Source organism: Pontibacter sp. JAM-7, assembly GCF_048548695.2.
GTDB lineage: Bacteria > Pseudomonadota > Gammaproteobacteria > Pseudomonadales > Balneatricaceae > Neptuniibacter.
Genome location: NZ_JBLYIF020000007.1, coordinates 172904 through 189570 on the forward strand (window position 1 = coordinate 172904; position 16667 = coordinate 189570).

The 16667-nt window shown below is 52.3% G+C and carries 18 protein-coding genes and 1 other RNA gene; 4 read left to right on the plus strand and 15 right to left on the minus strand.

Going from position 1 to position 16667, the window contains the following annotated elements; genetic code table 11:
- Positions 1 to 4: 4 nt before the first annotated feature.
- The 11 genes from ACFVYJ_RS11180 to grpE form a co-directional block, all read right to left on the minus strand.
- Positions 5 to 316, minus strand: coding sequence for a YqfO family protein (locus ACFVYJ_RS11180; protein WP_419416063.1), 312 nt, complete (start codon positions 314 to 316; stop codon positions 5 to 7).
- Complete coding sequence (locus ACFVYJ_RS11185; RefSeq protein WP_419416062.1) at positions 309 to 776, minus strand: hydrogenase maturation protease; 468 nt, start codon at positions 774 to 776, stop codon at positions 309 to 311. The genes ACFVYJ_RS11180 and ACFVYJ_RS11185 overlap by 8 nt, the downstream gene beginning before the upstream one ends.
- Positions 773 to 2065: a Ni/Fe hydrogenase subunit alpha gene (locus ACFVYJ_RS11190; protein ID WP_419416061.1), complete on the minus strand. Its 1293-nt coding sequence runs from the start codon at positions 2063 to 2065 to the stop codon at positions 773 to 775. Before ACFVYJ_RS11190 ends, ACFVYJ_RS11185 begins: the two co-directional genes overlap by 4 nt.
- Positions 2058 to 2840 carry an NADH-quinone oxidoreductase subunit B family protein gene (locus ACFVYJ_RS11195; protein WP_419416060.1) on the minus strand — a complete coding sequence of 261 codons (783 nt, stop codon included), beginning with the start codon at positions 2838 to 2840 and terminating at the stop codon, positions 2058 to 2060. Before ACFVYJ_RS11195 ends, ACFVYJ_RS11190 begins: the two co-directional genes overlap by 8 nt.
- Complete coding sequence (locus ACFVYJ_RS11200; RefSeq protein WP_419416059.1) at positions 2840 to 3679, minus strand: FAD/NAD(P)-binding protein; 840 nt, start codon at positions 3677 to 3679, stop codon at positions 2840 to 2842. Before ACFVYJ_RS11200 ends, ACFVYJ_RS11195 begins: the two co-directional genes overlap by 1 nt.
- Entirely contained in the window at positions 3676 to 4782 is a 1107-nt protein-coding gene (locus tag ACFVYJ_RS11205) for a 4Fe-4S dicluster domain-containing protein (protein ID WP_419416058.1), read from the minus strand. The genes ACFVYJ_RS11200 and ACFVYJ_RS11205 overlap by 4 nt, the downstream gene beginning before the upstream one ends.
- Positions 4783 to 4946: 164 nt before the next feature.
- Complete coding sequence (gene dapB, locus ACFVYJ_RS11210) at positions 4947 to 5753, minus strand: 4-hydroxy-tetrahydrodipicolinate reductase (RefSeq protein WP_419416057.1); 807 nt, start codon at positions 5751 to 5753, stop codon at positions 4947 to 4949.
- A 25-nt stretch (positions 5754 to 5778) separates the two neighbouring features.
- Positions 5779 to 6585 carry a serine O-acetyltransferase gene (cysE, locus tag ACFVYJ_RS11215; RefSeq protein ID WP_419416056.1) on the minus strand — a complete coding sequence of 269 codons (807 nt, stop codon included), beginning with the start codon at positions 6583 to 6585 and terminating at the stop codon, positions 5779 to 5781.
- 82 nt (positions 6586 to 6667) lie between these two features.
- Entirely contained in the window at positions 6668 to 7801 is a 1134-nt protein-coding gene (dnaJ, locus tag ACFVYJ_RS11220; protein ID WP_419416055.1) for a molecular chaperone DnaJ, read from the minus strand.
- A gap of 129 nt (positions 7802 to 7930) precedes the next feature.
- A complete protein-coding gene (gene dnaK, locus ACFVYJ_RS11225) occupies positions 7931 to 9859 on the minus strand; it encodes a molecular chaperone DnaK (RefSeq protein WP_419416054.1) in 1929 nt (642 codons plus the stop codon).
- A 110-nt stretch (positions 9860 to 9969) separates the two neighbouring features.
- The gene (gene grpE, locus ACFVYJ_RS11230; protein WP_419416053.1) at positions 9970 to 10560 is read right to left on the minus strand and encodes a nucleotide exchange factor GrpE; all 591 of its coding nucleotides are present in this window, start codon (positions 10558 to 10560) and stop codon (positions 9970 to 9972) included.
- A 190-nt stretch (positions 10561 to 10750) separates the two neighbouring features.
- Between grpE and recN the strand changes: the two genes are divergently transcribed.
- Positions 10751 to 12412 (plus strand): DNA repair protein RecN, encoded by a 1662-nt coding sequence (recN, locus tag ACFVYJ_RS11235; RefSeq protein WP_463255278.1) that lies wholly within the window; start codon positions 10751 to 10753, stop codon positions 12410 to 12412.
- A gap of 53 nt (positions 12413 to 12465) precedes the next feature.
- Here the strand turns inward: recN and fur are convergent, their stop codons facing one another.
- Complete coding sequence (gene fur, locus ACFVYJ_RS11240; RefSeq protein ID WP_419415927.1) at positions 12466 to 12891, minus strand: ferric iron uptake transcriptional regulator; 426 nt, start codon at positions 12889 to 12891, stop codon at positions 12466 to 12468.
- 181 nt (positions 12892 to 13072) lie between these two features.
- On the opposite strand from fur, the gene ACFVYJ_RS11245 reads away from it, so the two are divergent.
- Entirely contained in the window at positions 13073 to 13420 is a 348-nt protein-coding gene (locus ACFVYJ_RS11245) for an outer membrane protein assembly factor BamE (RefSeq protein WP_419415928.1), read from the plus strand.
- 11 nt (positions 13421 to 13431) lie between these two features.
- Here the strand turns inward: ACFVYJ_RS11245 and ACFVYJ_RS11250 are convergent, their stop codons facing one another.
- The 3 genes from ACFVYJ_RS11250 to ACFVYJ_RS11260 are packed head-to-tail and all read right to left on the minus strand — an operon-like array spanning position 13432 to position 15551.
- Positions 13432 to 13728, minus strand: coding sequence for an RnfH family protein (locus ACFVYJ_RS11250; RefSeq protein ID WP_419415929.1), 297 nt, complete (start codon positions 13726 to 13728; stop codon positions 13432 to 13434).
- 8 nt (positions 13729 to 13736) lie between these two features.
- Positions 13737 to 14171: a type II toxin-antitoxin system RatA family toxin gene (locus ACFVYJ_RS11255; protein ID WP_419415930.1), complete on the minus strand. Its 435-nt coding sequence runs from the start codon at positions 14169 to 14171 to the stop codon at positions 13737 to 13739.
- Positions 14172 to 14186: 15 nt separating this feature from the next.
- Positions 14187 to 15551: a sodium-dependent transporter gene (locus ACFVYJ_RS11260; protein ID WP_419415931.1), complete on the minus strand. Its 1365-nt coding sequence runs from the start codon at positions 15549 to 15551 to the stop codon at positions 14187 to 14189.
- Positions 15552 to 15719: 168 nt separating this feature from the next.
- Here ACFVYJ_RS11260 and smpB point away from each other — a divergent pair, with 168 nt between their 5' ends.
- Both smpB and ssrA read left to right on the plus strand, forming a co-directional pair.
- Positions 15720 to 16193 carry an SsrA-binding protein SmpB gene (smpB, locus tag ACFVYJ_RS11265; protein ID WP_419415932.1) on the plus strand — a complete coding sequence of 158 codons (474 nt, stop codon included), beginning with the start codon at positions 15720 to 15722 and terminating at the stop codon, positions 16191 to 16193.
- A 73-nt stretch (positions 16194 to 16266) separates the two neighbouring features.
- Positions 16267 to 16624: a transfer-messenger RNA gene (gene ssrA, locus ACFVYJ_RS11270) on the plus strand.
- Positions 16625 to 16667: the final 43 nt, after the last annotated feature.

Sequence of the window (16667 nt, forward strand, 5' to 3'; positions counted from 1 at the left end):
CAAGTTAAATATCAGCCAGTTGCCAGACATCATAGGCAACCTCTTCGTAAGGATGCACCCGCTTAAGTTCCGCCACCGCCGCCTGGATCAGGCGGTCTTCACAGACCATTTCAACCTTCCACTCGGGCAAACGCTCCAACTGCTCATGACTGCCAATATACGGATCACTACCCGGCAACGGGCGAAACTGGCCCTGACCAAGCACCTGCCAGCAACAGCTATCGTAATCGCCAATTTTGCCAACCCCCAGCTTGAACAAGCCATCTTTGACAAACTCCAAGTGTGACTCTGGCACAAAAAACGTTAGCTTATACATGCTGCCTTACCGCCTCCTCTACGGTTGCACTAATCTGTTCCACCAGTTTTGGCAGGGCTGCCGCCACGGCAGGTGATAGCTCCGCCATTGGCTGGCACTCGGCAACCTGCACAGCAAACAGTTCCATCGGCGGCAACGGCAACGACAGTTGCCGGGCCAGCTGCAATAGCGCTGGCAGACTGACATGATGGCTACTCAACGTCCCTGACTCCGGTTGTTGCAGTAGCACCGGTTGTTGATAGTGAAACAGGCTTCCTGCTGCAGCGCAACAATCGCAGGCATCCACCACCAATACCCGACGATATTGGTTGAGCTGAGTCAATAAGCCCGCACCGGGGTTATGCAGTGCCTCTATCCTAACGTCCGGCCAGCGGTAGCTGCTCAGCTGCTCAGCTACCCGCCAACCGACACTGTCATCACCATGGGCCGAACCTAAACAAAGGATGGCTATAGGTTTCATTGCCGAGCAGTCGTCAGGCGCAAGAAATGCGTCGCGCAAGAGATACAGGGATCATAATTTCGAATCACCTTTTCGCTATGTAGCCTGAGGGCATCATCGGATTGGTGCAAACCAAACCGGCTCAGTGAATGGCGCAAATCCTGCTCTATCCGCGCTTGATTCTGACTCGTAGGAGGCACAATACGTGCAACCCGAATGATACCGGCCTGGTCAATTTCATAGCGCTGCCAGAGCAGACCCCGGGGTGCTTCACTCCAGCCACAGCCAACCCCTGCCTTCACGTCAACATCCACAGCAGTGATCTCTGGTCGTTGATATTGTTGCAATATATCGATGGCATCATGCAGCGCCAGACAAATTTCAACGCCTCGGGCCAGCATGCTATGGAACATATTCTGACTGGGGAATGGATTACCCAAAGCTTGCAGCAACTGCTGTAACCGCTGTGGCAATTCTGCAGAGCCCAGATTCATCCTAGCCAGCGGCCCCACCAGGTAATCCCGTCCCTGCAGGTGACTCCATAAAGCAGTGGAATAAGGTACCTGGCTCTCGGTGAAATACTGATCATACTGCTCTGGATGGAGCTGCAAGCCAGTTGAGCTGACCAGCACTCCCGAATCAATGGCATAACCCTTAGCCCGCAACGCTACGCTGGTAAATATCTGTGATTCATCGGGAGTGACAATTGTCGCCAGCCAGTGACACATCTGTTCCGCCTGCGGCAGCATGGTTTCAAGCGTTGCCAATAAAACGTCAACATCAGCTGGGGCTGGGGCATGATGGAAACCACCAATCTTCAATCCCACTGGGTGTACCGAGCGACCACCCATCAACCGCATAATCTGATTACCGGCATCCTGAATAGCAAAACCACGCCTGACTTCATCCGGATAATCACTGGCCAGACCAATGGCACTGTCATGGCCAAAGTAATCTGGCAGTGCCAGTAAATGAATATGTAAACTGTGGCTTTGTAACCACTCACCGCAATACAACAGTCGCCGCATCTGCCTGATCCAGGGCGTAAGCGGCAGCTGGAACAGTCCTTCAATAGCATTGGCGGCACTGACCTGATAGGCCACCGGGCAAATACCACAAATACGCGCCACGATATCCGGCACCTCAGAAAAGTGACGACCTTCGAGAAACTTCTCAAAAAACCGCGGCGGCTCGTAAATTTTAAAATGCAGGCCTGCAAGCTTACCTCCATCAATTTTCAGATGAAGCGCTCCCTCACCTTCAACCCGGGCCAGCGCAGGTACATCAATCTGAATTTTACGTTCAGTCATCTGCTTCTCCCGAAATCGCAATTAACTGGAATGCAGGCTGCTGCGGATGAATCAGGTGGAACCGCCGACTAACAGCCTCCGGTGCCAAACCTAACCCGCTGAAACGCCGCGCCAACGCGTCACTACGAGGCAGTTCCGCAGGACCATAACAACCATAGCAACCACGACCAAACGCCGGGCAAAGGGCTCCACAGCCGGTACGGGTGACCGGCCCAAGACAAGGTTCACCTCGGGTCACCAACGTACAGACCACCTGTTTACGCTTACACTCGACACACAATTTTTCGCTCAGATCTGGCGGCATGACACCTTCCAGCAGCTGCCCTATCGCCGCGGTTATCTGTGCCGAGCTGATGGGACAGCCCCAGAGTTCAAAATCTACTTTGACATGCGCCCGGATCGCATCGGAACAGTCCAGACTATCGATAAATTCTGGGCTGGGATAGATCTGTCCTGGCCACAAATGGCGTTCCCCAGAGAGATTTTTGAGCGCCTGAATTCCTCCAGAAGTAGCACAAGCACCGATGGTAATCAGGTACCGGCTACGTTGACGGATCTGCTGAATGCGCTGCTGGTCATGCGCGGTGACAACACTGCCTTCAATCAGAGCCACATCGACCTGCGCTTCCTCATCCAGCAACCCGGCTTCAGCAAAGTGTTTGATCTCTACACGCTGCGCCAATGTCAGCAAATCAGGGCCCATATTCAGCAGCGCCAATTGGCAACCATCGCAGGAACTGAATTTATGCACAGCCAAACTTAAGCGAGAACGCATCAGACACCCTCCACACACAAGCGCGGGGCAATATCTGGATAACTGAAGATCGGTCCGTGATGGCAGATAAAATCAGCACCAAACTGACAATGCCCACAATGCCCAACAGCACATTGCATATTCCGCTCCAGACTCAGAAAGATCTGCCCGGGCGGCTGCCCCTGAGCGATCAGCTGGTTGGCAGCAGCCAACATCAACCCTTCTGGTCCGCAGACCATGGCCACAGCCGCTGGTAAGTCTGCTTGTAGCTGGTCCAGCAGCTCAGTGATACGCCCTTGGTGAAATGGCCAGCCCTGACCTGCCTGATCAGCAGCCAGCAATACCTGCACATCAGGTAATTGCCGCCAGCGGGCATACATATCCCCCCAGATCAGATCATTACTGTGCTTAACACCCTGCACCACACAGATGTGGCCAAATTTTTCCCGCCGCTTGAGAGCGAAATTGATGGCCGCCACTACCGGCGCACAGCCCAGGCCTCCGGTAATAATCACCAGATCACGCTGCTCGGCCTGCAACAACGGCCAGCCGGTACCAAACGGTCCGCGTAACCCCAGCTGGTCACCCGGCTGCAACTGTGCCAACCCTGCTGTCACCCGGCCGACGATGCGGATGGTATGGTCAATCAGTTGTTCATCTTCGGGGTCGGATACGATGGAGATAGGTACTTCACCGACACCAAACAGATACAGCATATTGAACTGCCCAGGCCGGAAGCGGTATTGCGTTCGAGCAGCGTCATCCAGCAATTTCAGTCGCAGGGTAAAGATAGTGGTTGACTCATGAATTACCTCCACCACCTGAGCCTGCAGCGGATACAACATCTGCGCCGCACTCATGAGGATTCCCCAGTCAAAGCACGCACTTCAGCGACAAAGTCGATCTCTGCCGGGCACCAGCTGGTACAGCGGCCACAACCCACGCAACCAGAACGCCCGTATTGGTTTTGCCAGACATCAAGCTTATGGATCATCCACTGCTGGTAGCGGGTTTTAACATCCGGTCGCACCTGCATACCGGCCAGATGGCCGTGACTTTCACCAAAACAGCTGTCCCACTCGCGCTGACGGTCACTATGCTCACCGGACAGGCTTAGCAAATCAGTTTGATGATGGCAAAAGCAGGTGGGGCAGACCATAGTACAGTTACCGCAAGCCAAACAGCGGTCGGCCACATCATCCCATTGCGGATGTGCCCTGGCGCTTTGCAGCTGATCGGGTTTGATCGCAGGCAGCTCGCGTACCTGTTGCTGTACAGCCTGCGCCGTCTGTTGCTCTGACCGGGCAATTTGATCAGTGGAAACCGTCTGCAGGGGCAGCTGCTGCATAATCGACTGCCCGGCCGGAGTGTCTGCCTGGATAAGAAACCCCTCATCCAGTTCAGATAACAAAATGTCCGCACCAGTACTCACCTCAGGTCCATCACCGGTAGAGTGGCAGAAACAGGTTTCGCTGGCATGACTGCAGTTGACGCCCAGCAACAGCAACCCCGCCCGGCGTGCCTGATAACCGGGGTCAACAAACTCACCTTCCAGAAAATGCTGGTCCTGCAAACGCAGTGCAGCCAGATCACAGGCTTTTACGCCAAGCACAGCAACCTTCTCAACCTGAGCGTCAGGAATCAGAAACTCAACACTGCCATCCGCTTGACGTCTGGCTTGCCACAACACCTCTCTGGCGGGAAACAGCAAAGGTTTCAGCGCCTGAGGCCCGTTGGCCCAGTTAAACAGGCGCTCGCTACCGGTCTGCTGCAGGCGGTAAGCGCCAGGCACCTGATAGTCCGTCCAACCCTTAGGCAGTTGATTCACGCTAGTCAGGTCGGCATAAATCAGTGCCTCATCACGCACCTGAGGCCCCACCACCCGATAGCCAGCAGCCTGTAGCTTGACCAGCAATTGCTGGAAATCCTGTCGTTTAAGAAACTTCGCACACTGAGTATCCATCTAAAGCCCCTGCGGAACGCAATTAAAAGCATGCCGCTATAAGACTAGAACAGAGTGCAGGGTAAGACGTAGGGGATAGATCAATGTTTTAGCGTATCAGCCAGAAATAAAAAAAGCCCGCAACCATCAGGGTGCGGGCTTTTTTTGTCGATGAAGCAGATTTTTCAGCGCAGTCCGAGCACATCCTGCATATCATAAAGGCCGGTGGTTTTATCCTGCAGCCAAACAGCCGCACGGACCGCACCCTTGGCAAACGTCAGACGATTGCTGGCCTTATGAGTAATCTCAATACGCTCACCCTCAGTGGCAAACAACACGGTATGATCACCCACCACATCACCCGCACGAATGGTCTCAAAACCAATTTCACCGCGCGGTCGGGCACCTATCTGACCTTCACGGCCATACACTGCACAGGTTTTCAGGTCACGTCCCAGTGCATCCGCAACGACCTCACCCATTCGCAGAGCAGTGCCGGAGGGTGAATCGACTTTATGGCGATGATGAGCTTCGATCACTTCGATATCATAATCATCGTTACCCAGCGCCCTGGCAGCAACTTCCAGCAGTTTGAAACAGAGATTGACGCCTACACTCATATTTGGCGCAAACACAATGGCCGTGTTTTCTGCCAATACGTTAAGACGCTCTTTCTGTGCATCATTCAACCCCGTGGTACCGATCACCACGTGTTTTCCCTGAGCTGCACAGTAAGCAACATTGTCCAACGTCACTTCAGGTGACGTAAAATCGATCAGAACATCAAAATCATCGACCACAGACGCCAGTGTGTCGGCCAGTTTTACACCCAGCTTACCAACCCCTGCCACTTCACCGGCATCGGCACCCACCAGGCTGCTGGATGGTTCAACAATCGCCGCGGACAGGGTAATGCCCTCGGCCATCTGGATCGCCTCGATATTTGCCTTACCCATCCGTCCGGCGGCGCCGGTTACTGCCACTCTAATCATTCTGTAATCCGTTTCTAAGATTTGCTTAGTCGTCTGAATCCAGCAGGATATTCTGATTCATATCCAGCGCCGGTTTGTCACCCTGCGGATGCCCTACCGCCTTAGCAGGCACACCAACCACGGTAGTATGGGCAGGCACACTGTCGAGTACCACACTGCCACCACCAATTTTGGCACCCGCGCCGATTTCAATATTACCGAATATTTTCGCCCCGGCAGCAATCATCACACCTTCACGAATCTTCGGATGTCGATCGCCACACTCTTTACCGGTACCACCCAGGGTAACCGATTGCAGAATGGACACATCATCCTCAATAACTGAGGTTTCACCAATAACGATGCCAGTCGCATGGTCAAACATCACGCCGCGGCCAATCCGTGCCGCCGGATGAATATCCACTTGCAGTTCACTACTCACCCGGCTCTGAATATACATCGCCATGGTTCTACGTCCCTGCTGCCACATGTAATGCGCCACACGATAGGCTTGCAAAGCATGAAAGCCTTTCAGGAACAGTAACACGGTAGAGTAATTTTCAATTGCCGGATCACGGGTTTGCACTGCAGCCAGATCACAACTGGTCGCCTGCAAAATTTCAGGTGCTTCCCGCAATACTTCCTCAATTACCAGACGCAATGTCACGGCGGGTAACGCATCATCATCCAATTTACGTGATAGAAGGTATGCCAGAGAGGAGCGCAAACTTTGATGCCCCAGAATATTGGCATGGTAAAAACCTGATAGCACAGGTTCCTGCTGAGCTTCAGACTCAGCTTCTTGGATTATCTGCCCCCAGATTTCTTCCGGAGTGAGGGAGTTGGGATACATGATGACCTCGTATAGCAACCGAGGGAGCCAGCCTGCCAGAACGGCACATACGCTCCCCTGATTGTTAAGATTAGACCTGTGTTCAGGTCATGTCTTCAAAGAACTTTTTCACCGAATCGAAAAATCCGGCTTTTTTCGGGCTGTGCTTGTTATTGCCCTGCTCCATTTCCTGCTGGAATTCACGCAGCAGCTCTTTCTGACGGGAGCTCAGATGTACCGGCGTTTCCAGTACCACCTTCACCAGCAGATCACCTGTGGCACCACCCCGTACTGGAGCAACACCTTTACCGCGCAGGCGGAACATTTTGCCAGTCTGGGTTTCTGCGGGCACTTTCAGCTTAACCCGACCATCCAGTGTTGGCACTTCCAGTTCACCACCCAACGCCGCATCAATAAAACTGATGGGCACTTCACAATACAGGTTGCGACCATCCCGTTCAAAAATCGGATGTGTCCGCACATGCACCTGCACATAGAGATCACCCGCCGGGCCACCATGAGTGCCTGCTTCACCTTCACCCGCCAGACGAATCCGATCACCGGTATCAACCCCAGCAGGAATTTTAACCGACAGGGTTTTGGTTTTTTCCTTACGCCCATGGCCGTGACAGTCGTTACACGGATCGCTGATAACCTGACCTTCACCATGACAGGTCGGACAGGTCTGCTGTACAGAGAAGAAACCCTGCTGCATGCGCACCTGACCATGGCCGCCACAGGTACCACATACTTTGGCGGAAGAACCCGGTTTAGCACCACTGCCATCACAGGTTTCGCATGCCACAAGTGAAGGCACTTTGATGGTTTTTTCGACACCACGAACCGCTTCTTCCAACGACATATCCATGGTGTAACGCAGGTCAGCCCCACGTTGCACCGAGCTGTGACGACGTCCGCCACCACCACCGCCGAAAATATCACCAAAGACATCACCGAAAATATCTGAGAAGCTGCCTTCAAAACCGCCACCCTGGCCACCCCGCATATTGGGATCAACCCCAGCATGGCCATACTGATCGTATGCCGCTTTTTTCTGCGCATCGGACAGTACTTCGTAAGCTTCATTGACCTCTTTAAAGCTATCTTCAGCAGCGGTGTCATCCGGATTACGATCCGGATGGTATTTCATTGCCATGCGTCGGAACGCTTTTTTGATCTCTGCATCAGAGGCATCCTGGGTGACACCCAGAACTTCGTAATAATCTCGTTTTGACATAACTCAGTCACATACCCAAAGCGGTTGGCCGGATATGACAACGCGGGCTAGTGCCCGCGGTGCCTGATGTCTGCCCATCACGCTGGTGACAGGCAGTCTTATTAGCGCCGGAAACCGGCACAAGACAACTTACTTTTTGTCGTCTTTTACTTCTTCAAACTCAGCATCCACGGCATCGTCTTTATCCGCACCACCGGCTTCCTGCTGCTCAGCACCCTGAGCCGCTTCTGCCTGCTGCGCCGCGTCAGCATACATCTTCTGCGCCACACCGGAGACCGCTTCGGTCAGGGCCGCTGTTTTGCTTTCAATGTCGTCTTTATCAGACTCTTTCAGCGCAGTTTCCAATGCTTCAATCGCCGCTTCGATAGTGGATTTCTCCTCATCGCTGGCTTTATCACCCGCTTCTTCCAAAGTCTTACGAGCCGAGTGCACCATCGCATCACCCTGGTTACGGGCAGTGGTCAGCTCTTCGAACTTTTTGTCTTCTTCAGCATGCGCTTCAGCATCATTAACCATCTGCTCGATATCATCATCAGACAATCCGGAAGAGGCTTTAATGACAATGGACTGTTCTTTGCCAGTCGCTTTATCTTTGGCCGACACGTTCAGAATACCATTCGCATCCAGGTCGAAGGTCACTTCAATCTGTGGCATACCACGCGGTGCTGGCGGGATATCAGCCAGGTCAAAACGACCCAGTGATTTGTTAGCCGTTGCCTGTTTACGCTCACCCTGTACCACATGAATGGTTACGGCAGATTGATTATCATCTGCGGTAGAGAAAGTCTGTGATTTCTTGGTAGGAATCGTAGTGTTTTTCTCGATCAGCGGTGTCGCCACACCACCCATTGTTTCAATACCCAGCGTCAGCGGAGTAACATCCAGCAGCAGTACGTCTTTGACGTCACCTGACAGAACCGCACCTTGAATCGCTGCACCCATAGCAACAGCTTCATCCGGATTGACGTCTTTACGTGGTTCCTTACCAAAGAAATCAGCCACTTTTTTCTGTACCAGTGGCATACGGGTCTGACCACCGACCAGAATCACTTCGTCGATTTCAGAAGCACTCAAATCAGAATCTTTCAGAGCAATACGGCAAGGTTCCAGAGAACGCTCAACCAGCTCTTCTACCAGAGATTCCAGCTTGGCACGGGTCACTTTTACATTAAGGTGCTTAGGACCACTGGCATCAGCAGTCACATATGGCAGATTAACATCAGTCTGCTGGGCAGAAGACAGTTCAACCTTCGCTTTTTCCGCCGCTTCTTTCAGACGCTGCAGTGCCAGTGGGTCGTTGTGCAGATCAATGCCGCTCTCTTTCTTGAACTCTGCTGCCAGATATTCAATCAAGCGCATGTCAAAATCTTCACCACCCAGGAAGGTATCACCATTGGTAGACAGCACTTCAAACTGGTGTTCGCCATCAACTTCCGCGATTTCGATAATAGAGATATCGAAGGTACCACCACCCAGGTCATATACCGCGATGGTTTTATCACCCTTGGACTTGTCCATACCATACGCCAGTGCCGCAGCAGTGGGCTCGTTAATGATACGTTTCACGTCCAGACCAGCGATTTTACCGGCATCTTTGGTTGCCTGACGCTGAGAGTCGTTGAAGTAAGCCGGCACAGTGATAACCGCCTCGGTGACTTTTTCACCCAGGTAATCTTCTGCGGTCTTCTTCATCTTTTTCAGCACTTCAGCAGATACCTGAGGCGCGGCCAGTTTTTTGTCTTTTACCTGTACCCAAGCATCACCGTTGTCAGCTTCGATGATCTTGTATGGCACCATTTTGATATCTTTCTGAACAACATCGTCAGTAAAGCGACGACCGATCAGGCGCTTGATGGCATACAGCGTGTTATCAGGATTAGTAACTGCCTGACGCTTTGCTGGCTGACCAACCAATGTTTCGCCATCATCTTTATACGCGATGATAGACGGCGTGGTACGGTCGCCTTCGGCGTTTTCAATAACTTTGGCACTGCCACCATCAAGGATGGCAACGCAGGAGTTGGTAGTCCCCAGGTCAATACCGATGATTTTACCCATGTGTATCTGCTCCGAATTCACTGCCCAATCAAGGCAGGTTTAAATCTGTATTTGCTTGAGTTCTATATGCGTGCTTTGCGCCGGGTTTCAAGGGGGCGCAGTAAACTTTCTCAGGCCTTGGCAACCATCACCATGGCAGGACGCACCAGGCGACCGCTCAGGGTGTAGCCTTTCTGCATCACACTCACCACTGAGTTAGGCTCAGCCCCTGGTACCTCGACCATAGACATTGCCTGATGCAGCTCTGGATCAAACGCCTGGCCTTCAGGTGAGACTTGCTCAACCTGAAATTTACCCAGGCCGGCCAATAACATAGTCAGGGTCATTTCGACCCCTTCCCGCATCGCCTGGACCGACTCATCTTCGCCAAACGTTTCCAGCGCACGCTCCAGACTATCGACGACTGGCAGCATCTCGTTGACAAACTTTTCTACGCCAAACTTGTGCGCCTTTTCCACATCCATCTCAGCGCGGCGGCGAACATTCTGAGCATCAGCCTGAATACGCAGCATCTGCTCTTTCAGGCTTTCGATTTCAGCAACGGCATCTGTTAACTCTGTTGCTAGCTGCTCAGCATCGACCTGGTTATCCTGTTCAACTGAGTCTTCACTTGCTGCAGCCGACTCAACCACCTCTTCAACCGATGGGTCAGCCGCGGCGGCTTGTGCTTCTGCGGTCGGGTTCTGTTTTTCATCTGCCATATAAAAATCTCCAGCTCCGCCTGCTAACAGGCACACTTATTCAGGCTTAAATCCGATTGCTGGCTTATATGGGGACAGCTGCACACCTTTCAACCGCTGAGGAAAATTTTCTGCTTTTTCTGCCAAAGGATTGCAACCCGCGACAATATGGCTTATACAAAACACTGTATAAATAAACAGATGTACCGTTATGCTGACGCAACTATCAATTCGCAACTTTGCCATTGTTGATTCACTGGATCTTGAGCTGGAAAACGGCATGACCGTGGTCAGCGGCGAAACCGGTGCCGGTAAGTCCATTATGCTGGATGCCTTAGCGCTGGCATTGGGTGACCGTGCCGAAAGTGGCACCGTGCGCAATGGCGCCGACCGGGCGGAGATTATCGCCGTGTTTTCCCTCAGTCAGTGTCCAGAAGCACAAGCCTGGCTTGAAGAACAGGAACTCCAGCAGGGCGATGAATGCATGCTGCGCCGGGTGATCAATCAGGATGGGCGCTCACGCTGCTACATCAATGGTCGACCATCCCCCGCGGGCAACGTCAAACAACTGGGTGAACTACTGGTCGCCATTCATGGCCAACATGAACACCAGCGGCTGCTCAAAAAAGAGTATCACCGCAGTTTATTAGATAACTACGCTGGCCTCAGCCCACTGACACAGCAGGTAAAAACCGCTTTTCAGCTCTGGCAGTCAGAAGCAAAAAAATTACGCCTACTGAGTGAACAAAACGATGAGCAACAAGCCCGGTTGCAACTGTTGCGCTACCAGGTGGAAGAGCTGGATCTGCTTAATCTTGGCGAAGGCGAACTGATCGAGTTAGAGCGGGAGCAGAAGCTGCTGGAAAATGCCGGCGATATTCTGCATAACGGCCACCAGTTATTAGAAGTGCTGACAGATCAGGAGGCAGGCAACTGCCTGCAGATGCTGCATCAGGGGCTGCAATTACTCAACAAGATGGATAACCCGCACCCAGCCCTGCAACAAACCGCCGAGATGATCAACGGTGCACTGATTCAGACCGAGGAAGCCAGCGGCGAGATCCGCCACTTTCTTGAGCAGGTTGAAGTCGACCCAGAACGCCAGCAAGAGGTGGAAGAACGTCTGGGCAGTATTTACGAGATAGCCCGTAAACACCGCATCAAACCCGAGCAACTACTATCTCATCACCAGATCCTGACAGAAGAGTTAAACGGGCTATTGGGTGGCGATGCCAGCATTGAAGCCCTGACCGCCAGCGTAGCCGAGGCCGAGGCCGCCTACCAAAAACAGGCGAAGTCGCTGAGCCAGCAACGCCAACGTACCGCTAAGCAACTAGGGGAAATGGTCGGAGAACAACTGCATTTGCTGGGCATGCCTGCGGCCCAGCTCACTGTCGCACTGCATACACTGCAACAACCGGCGGCAACCGGATTAGAAGAGATAGAATTGATGATCTCCACCAATGCAGGTCAACCCGCTAAACCATTGGCCAAAATCGCCTCCGGTGGTGAACTATCCCGCATCAGCCTGGCAATTCAGGTGATTACCGCGCAAACCTCCTCCACACCGACCTTAATTTTTGATGAGGTGGATGTGGGTATTGGCGGTGCAATTGCCGAAGTCGTTGGCCGCCTGCTACGCCAGCTAGGTGAACAGGCACAAATTCTCTGCGTCACCCACCAACCTCAGGTTGCTGCACAAGGCCACCAACATCTCTACGTCAGCAAAAAAAGTAAGCAATCACAAACTTCAACGGCCATTAAAACATTGGAACAGGATCACCGAGTAGAGGAGATCGCCCGAATGCTGGGCGGCATCGATATCACCGAAACATCCTTGCAGCATGCCCGTGAAATGCTGACCTGCCAGTAACGCTGGCAATAAAAAACCCTGCCAAGGCAGGGTTTGGAAAAACATGAGCTGGATTATTTTTTAACTTTATCACCCTGATAGACGCCGTACAGATAAATGGTACGGTCGGTCAGCGCAAATCCCATCTTGGTGGCAATCTCTTCAAGCAATTCATTCAGGCGCGGATCAGAAAACTCTTTAACGATGCCTGACTTCACACAGACGATGTGGTCATGCTCTTCATCACGAGAGAGTTCAAATACGGAATGACCACCTTCAAAGTGGTGGCGCGTCACCAGACCGGCAGCTTCAAACTGTGTCAGCACGCGGTACACCGTCGCCAGACCTACATCCTCGCCCAACTCCATCAGCATTTTATAGATAGCTTCAGCACTGAAGTGATCGCCCTCCTGGGCACGCTCAAGAATCTGATAAATCTTCACTCGCGGCAGGGTTACCTTGAGGCCGGCCTTGCGCAGTTCCTGATTTTCCAGTGGCATATTATCTTCTCTATTTATAATTCAAATACAGCAGGCCATCTATCATGCCTGCCGCAGACAACCCCTTCACACACAGCCATAATTGCATGCAATTACTACCCTACGGCTCCGGCCGGGGTTGTTCAGATGTGCTCGAGACTTTATTATCCGGATTTCAGCTCAATAGTGAAGCGGAACTCGAATGCAAACCAAACTCATTGTCCTTTTCTTCAGCCTCATCCTTGCCGGATGCTCCGGTTTTCCTGGCGTCTACAAAATTGATGTTCCCCAGGGCAATGTAGTGACCCAGGACATGGTCGACCAACTACGCCCCGGCATGACTCACAATCAGGTACGCTATGTACTCGGCTCGCCGTTAGTCACCGATACTTTTCATCAAAATCGCTGGGACTATATCTACCGCAAGAAAACCGGCAAAACCGGTGAGATTGAACAATATCGTCTGGCGGTACTCTTCAGTGAAGGCAAACTCAGCAGCCTGGCTGGCTCTTTCCGCCCGGGCGCAGGTCCAACGCTCACCGAACAGTAACAGGCAACGCGTTACGCGCTGCCCTTTTGCGCTTTTTTCTTCGCCGCACGCTTAGCGCGTGCTTCTTTAGGATCGGCGATTAAAGGACGATAGATCTCTACCCGCTGGCCCTCGGTCAGCACCGTGGTTTTCGGATCTTTCATCGCCTTACCAAAGATGCCCATCGGATCCTGATCGGGATCGATCTGCGGGAACACCTCAACAATGCCAGATTTCATAACCGCTTCATAAGCGGTCGAGCCTTCTGTCACCTGCACCCTAATAATTTTTTGCTCAGTCGGCAGCGCGTAGGCCACTTCAACAATCATGTAAGACCTCAATTGTCATAGATCTGATCAGCCCGCTGGACAAAGGCATCCACCAGCGTAGTCGCCACCTGGTTAAATACTTTACTCATCGCCATAGCGGTCAATTTTCCGGCAAAATCAAACGTCAGATTAAGGCTGACTTTACAGGCATCCTCACTCAGTGGCGAAAAATCCCAGCGGCCCTGAAATTGTGAAAACGGCCCTTCCACCAAGCTCAGCTCCATGATGCCAGGACGCTGCAAAAGGTTGCGGGTAGTAAAACTGTATTTAAGACCCGCTTTTGCCAAATGCAGGGTAGCCACCAGTTCTGTATTTGACTGGCTGACCAGCTCTGTAGCAGCACACCAAGGCAGGAAAGCAGGGTAGGCTTCTACATCATTCACCAGATCAAACATCTGCTCTGCACTGTGCAGTACCAGTGCACTGCGTTCTACCCGGGTCATGCTGTCCGTTACGCCTTACTGTAGTTTTTCATACAGATTGAGAATAAAGATAATAGCTACCGCCACCGGGGCAATATAGCGCAGCGTAATATACCACGCTTTAAACCAGACAGCGTTGCCGATAGCCAGCTCATCCTGACTATGCACCTGCTTCATGAACCAACCTGCAAAGATGGCAATAAACAGCCCTCCCAACGGGAGCATGATATTGGCAGTGGTAAAGTCAAGAAAATCAAAAATAGTGAAACCCAACAATTTAAAGTCTGACAAGACATTAAATGAACCCAGCGCCGCCACACCCAAACACCAGATAATGATCCCCAAAACCAAACAAGATGGAATGCGATGCCAGCCAAAGCGTTCCGTTAGCCAGGCAGTTGCAGGCTCAACCAAAGAGATCGCCGAGGTCCAGGCTGCCAGCCCCACCAGCAGGAAGAACAAGAAACCAAAGACCTGACCACCTGGCATCTGCCCAAACGCCACCGGCAAGGTAATGAACATCAGACCCGGCCCAGCCCCGGGGTCCAGTTGATTAGCAAACACTATGGGGAAGATCGCCAAACCTGCAACCAGAGCCACCAGAGTGTCTAGGCCACCAATCATCAGTACCGAACCGCCAATCGAGGCCTTTTTCGGCATATAGGAGCCATACGCCATGATAGCCCCCATACCCAGCGACAACGTAAAAAATGAATGCCCCAGAGCCACCAACACACTCTGCATAGTCAGTTGATCCAAATTGAAGTCAAACATGAAAGACCAGCCACGCATAAAACTACCGGTCTGCATGGAATAAATCAGCAGAACAAAAAGCAGCACAAATAGCGCTGGCATCATGAACTTGACTGCATTTTCCAGGCCCTTGCGCACCCCGCCCATGATCACCAGCATCACCATGACCACAAAAACACTGTGCCAAATCATCAGGGTATCAAAGTCTGCCAGCAAGCCTTCAAACCGCTGCACAGCGCTCTCGCTGCCAATCGCCACCAGATCCCCAGCCCCCATACTTGCCAGGTAATACAACACCCAACCGGCTACCACAGAGTAGAACGAAAAGATCATGAACCCCGCCAGCACCCCCAGCCAGCCAACCAGCGACCAGCGACCGGAGTGCCCGGATTCTGTTGCCACGTCCCGCATGGCATTAATAGGACTCTGCTGGCCACGGCGACCAATCATAACCTCAGCCATCATAATCGGAATGCCCACCAGCAAAATGCAGCACAGATAGACCAGAACAAAAGCACCCCCGCCATTTTCACCCGTGATATAGGGGAACTTCCAGATATTGCCCAACCCCACTGCGGAGCCGGTCGCAGCAAGTATAAAGATCCAGCGAGACCCCCATGATTCATGAATTCTTTTGCGATCCGGCATAGGCAAACAACTCCTGCTTCTTGCATGCATTTAGCTGAAAATATTCCACTTTTACGACAAAAAGTGCAATGCTCACGCTAATTTAGCTGCTTGCCTGCCGCGTTAAACCGACCCTGCGTCCGCCTATTTGCTTTTATTGCATCAGCAGCCTCTATATAATCGCCCGCCATGACCAAAAAGAAGAAAGCCCCCTCGGGCAACACCATCTGTCTCAACAAACGTGCACGCCACGAATACCTCATTGAGGATAAATTCGAAGCGGGCGTCGTCTTGGCTGGATGGGAGGTAAAAAGCCTGCGGGAAGGTCGCGCTCAACTGGTTGACTCCTATGTCATCCTTAAAAATGGCGAGGCCTGGTTGGTTGGTGCTCACTTCACACCGTTAAAAACCGCTTGTACTCATGTGGTTGCCGACCCGATACGGGATCGAAAACTGCTGTTGAACAAACGCGAAATTGACAACCTGATCGGTGCCACCCAAGCCAAAGGCTACACCTGTGTGGCACTGGCTCTGTATTGGAAACAGAACCGGGTCAAGTGTGAAATCGCATTGGTGAAAGGCAAGAAACTGCATGATAAACGTGCGACTGAAAAAGAGCGCGACTGGCAACGCCAGAAACAACGGGTTCTTGCCGCCAACTAAAACTTTCTTTTCCTATTCTGGTCATAACGTATGTGCTAGTCTGGCGCATCTGTGCCACTGGTGCAGACTATCTGGGGGTGACTTGGCTTCGACGCCGATTACAAAACCTTGGGTGCATGTCGTGAGTGTAGTGAATCACGTAAATCCATTACTACACAGTTATAGTTGCTAACGACGATAACTACGCTCTAGCCGCTTAAGTCGGCTTGTGCCGAACTCTTAGGTGTCTGTAACTAGGAGGTTTTCGGTATCATTCGAGACAGAATCGCCCGGATGCCTTGCCTCAGGCTGAACGGTTAAAACTAAAGAGGCTCGCCCACAGCACCCTGGCTCTCGGGTCGCGACGGGTTAACGCAATAGAGAAGCCTAAACATGTAGAGCTTAGGGCGGAGGATTGACGGACGCGGGTTCGAACCCCGCCACCTCCACCAAATTCCTTTCCTAGAAAGACCTAAGAGTACCGCAGAGCCTTGT

What these genes read in the sequence shown, in the direction of transcription:
- ACFVYJ_RS11260 (WP_419415931.1), bottom strand. Translation starts at nt 15,551, where the DNA reads ATGCCGGATCGCAAAAGAATTCATGAATCATGGGGGTCTCGCTGGATC.
- ACFVYJ_RS11255 (WP_419415930.1), bottom strand. Translation starts at nt 14,171, where the DNA reads ATGACCCGGGTAGAACGCAGTGCACTGGTACTGCACAGTGCAGAGCAG.
- recN (WP_463255278.1), top strand. Translation starts at nt 10,751, where the DNA reads ATGCTGACGCAACTATCAATTCGCAACTTTGCCATTGTTGATTCACTG.
- ACFVYJ_RS11250 (WP_419415929.1), bottom strand. Translation starts at nt 13,728, where the DNA reads ATGATTGTTGAAGTGGCCTACGCGCTGCCGACTGAGCAAAAAATTATT.
- ACFVYJ_RS11195 (WP_419416060.1), bottom strand. Translation starts at nt 2,840, where the DNA reads ATGCGTTCTCGCTTAAGTTTGGCTGTGCATAAATTCAGTTCCTGCGAT.
- dnaJ (WP_419416055.1), bottom strand. Translation starts at nt 7,801, where the DNA reads ATGTCAAAACGAGATTATTACGAAGTTCTGGGTGTCACCCAGGATGCC.
- smpB (WP_419415932.1), top strand. Translation starts at nt 15,720, where the DNA reads ATGACCAAAAAGAAGAAAGCCCCCTCGGGCAACACCATCTGTCTCAAC.
- dapB (WP_419416057.1), bottom strand. Translation starts at nt 5,753, where the DNA reads ATGATTAGAGTGGCAGTAACCGGCGCCGCCGGACGGATGGGTAAGGCA.
- dnaK (WP_419416054.1), bottom strand. Translation starts at nt 9,859, where the DNA reads ATGGGTAAAATCATCGGTATTGACCTGGGGACTACCAACTCCTGCGTT.
- cysE (WP_419416056.1), bottom strand. Translation starts at nt 6,585, where the DNA reads ATGTATCCCAACTCCCTCACTCCGGAAGAAATCTGGGGGCAGATAATC.
- ACFVYJ_RS11185 (WP_419416062.1), bottom strand. Translation starts at nt 776, where the DNA reads ATGAAACCTATAGCCATCCTTTGTTTAGGTTCGGCCCATGGTGATGAC.
- ACFVYJ_RS11205 (WP_419416058.1), bottom strand. Translation starts at nt 4,782, where the DNA reads ATGGATACTCAGTGTGCGAAGTTTCTTAAACGACAGGATTTCCAGCAA.
- ACFVYJ_RS11190 (WP_419416061.1), bottom strand. Translation starts at nt 2,065, where the DNA reads ATGACTGAACGTAAAATTCAGATTGATGTACCTGCGCTGGCCCGGGTT.
- ACFVYJ_RS11245 (WP_419415928.1), top strand. Translation starts at nt 13,073, where the DNA reads ATGCAAACCAAACTCATTGTCCTTTTCTTCAGCCTCATCCTTGCCGGA.
- grpE (WP_419416053.1), bottom strand. Translation starts at nt 10,560, where the DNA reads ATGGCAGATGAAAAACAGAACCCGACCGCAGAAGCACAAGCCGCCGCG.
- ACFVYJ_RS11200 (WP_419416059.1), bottom strand. Translation starts at nt 3,679, where the DNA reads ATGAGTGCGGCGCAGATGTTGTATCCGCTGCAGGCTCAGGTGGTGGAG.
- ACFVYJ_RS11180 (WP_419416063.1), bottom strand. Translation starts at nt 316, where the DNA reads ATGTATAAGCTAACGTTTTTTGTGCCAGAGTCACACTTGGAGTTTGTC.
- fur (WP_419415927.1), bottom strand. Translation starts at nt 12,891, where the DNA reads ATGCCACTGGAAAATCAGGAACTGCGCAAGGCCGGCCTCAAGGTAACC.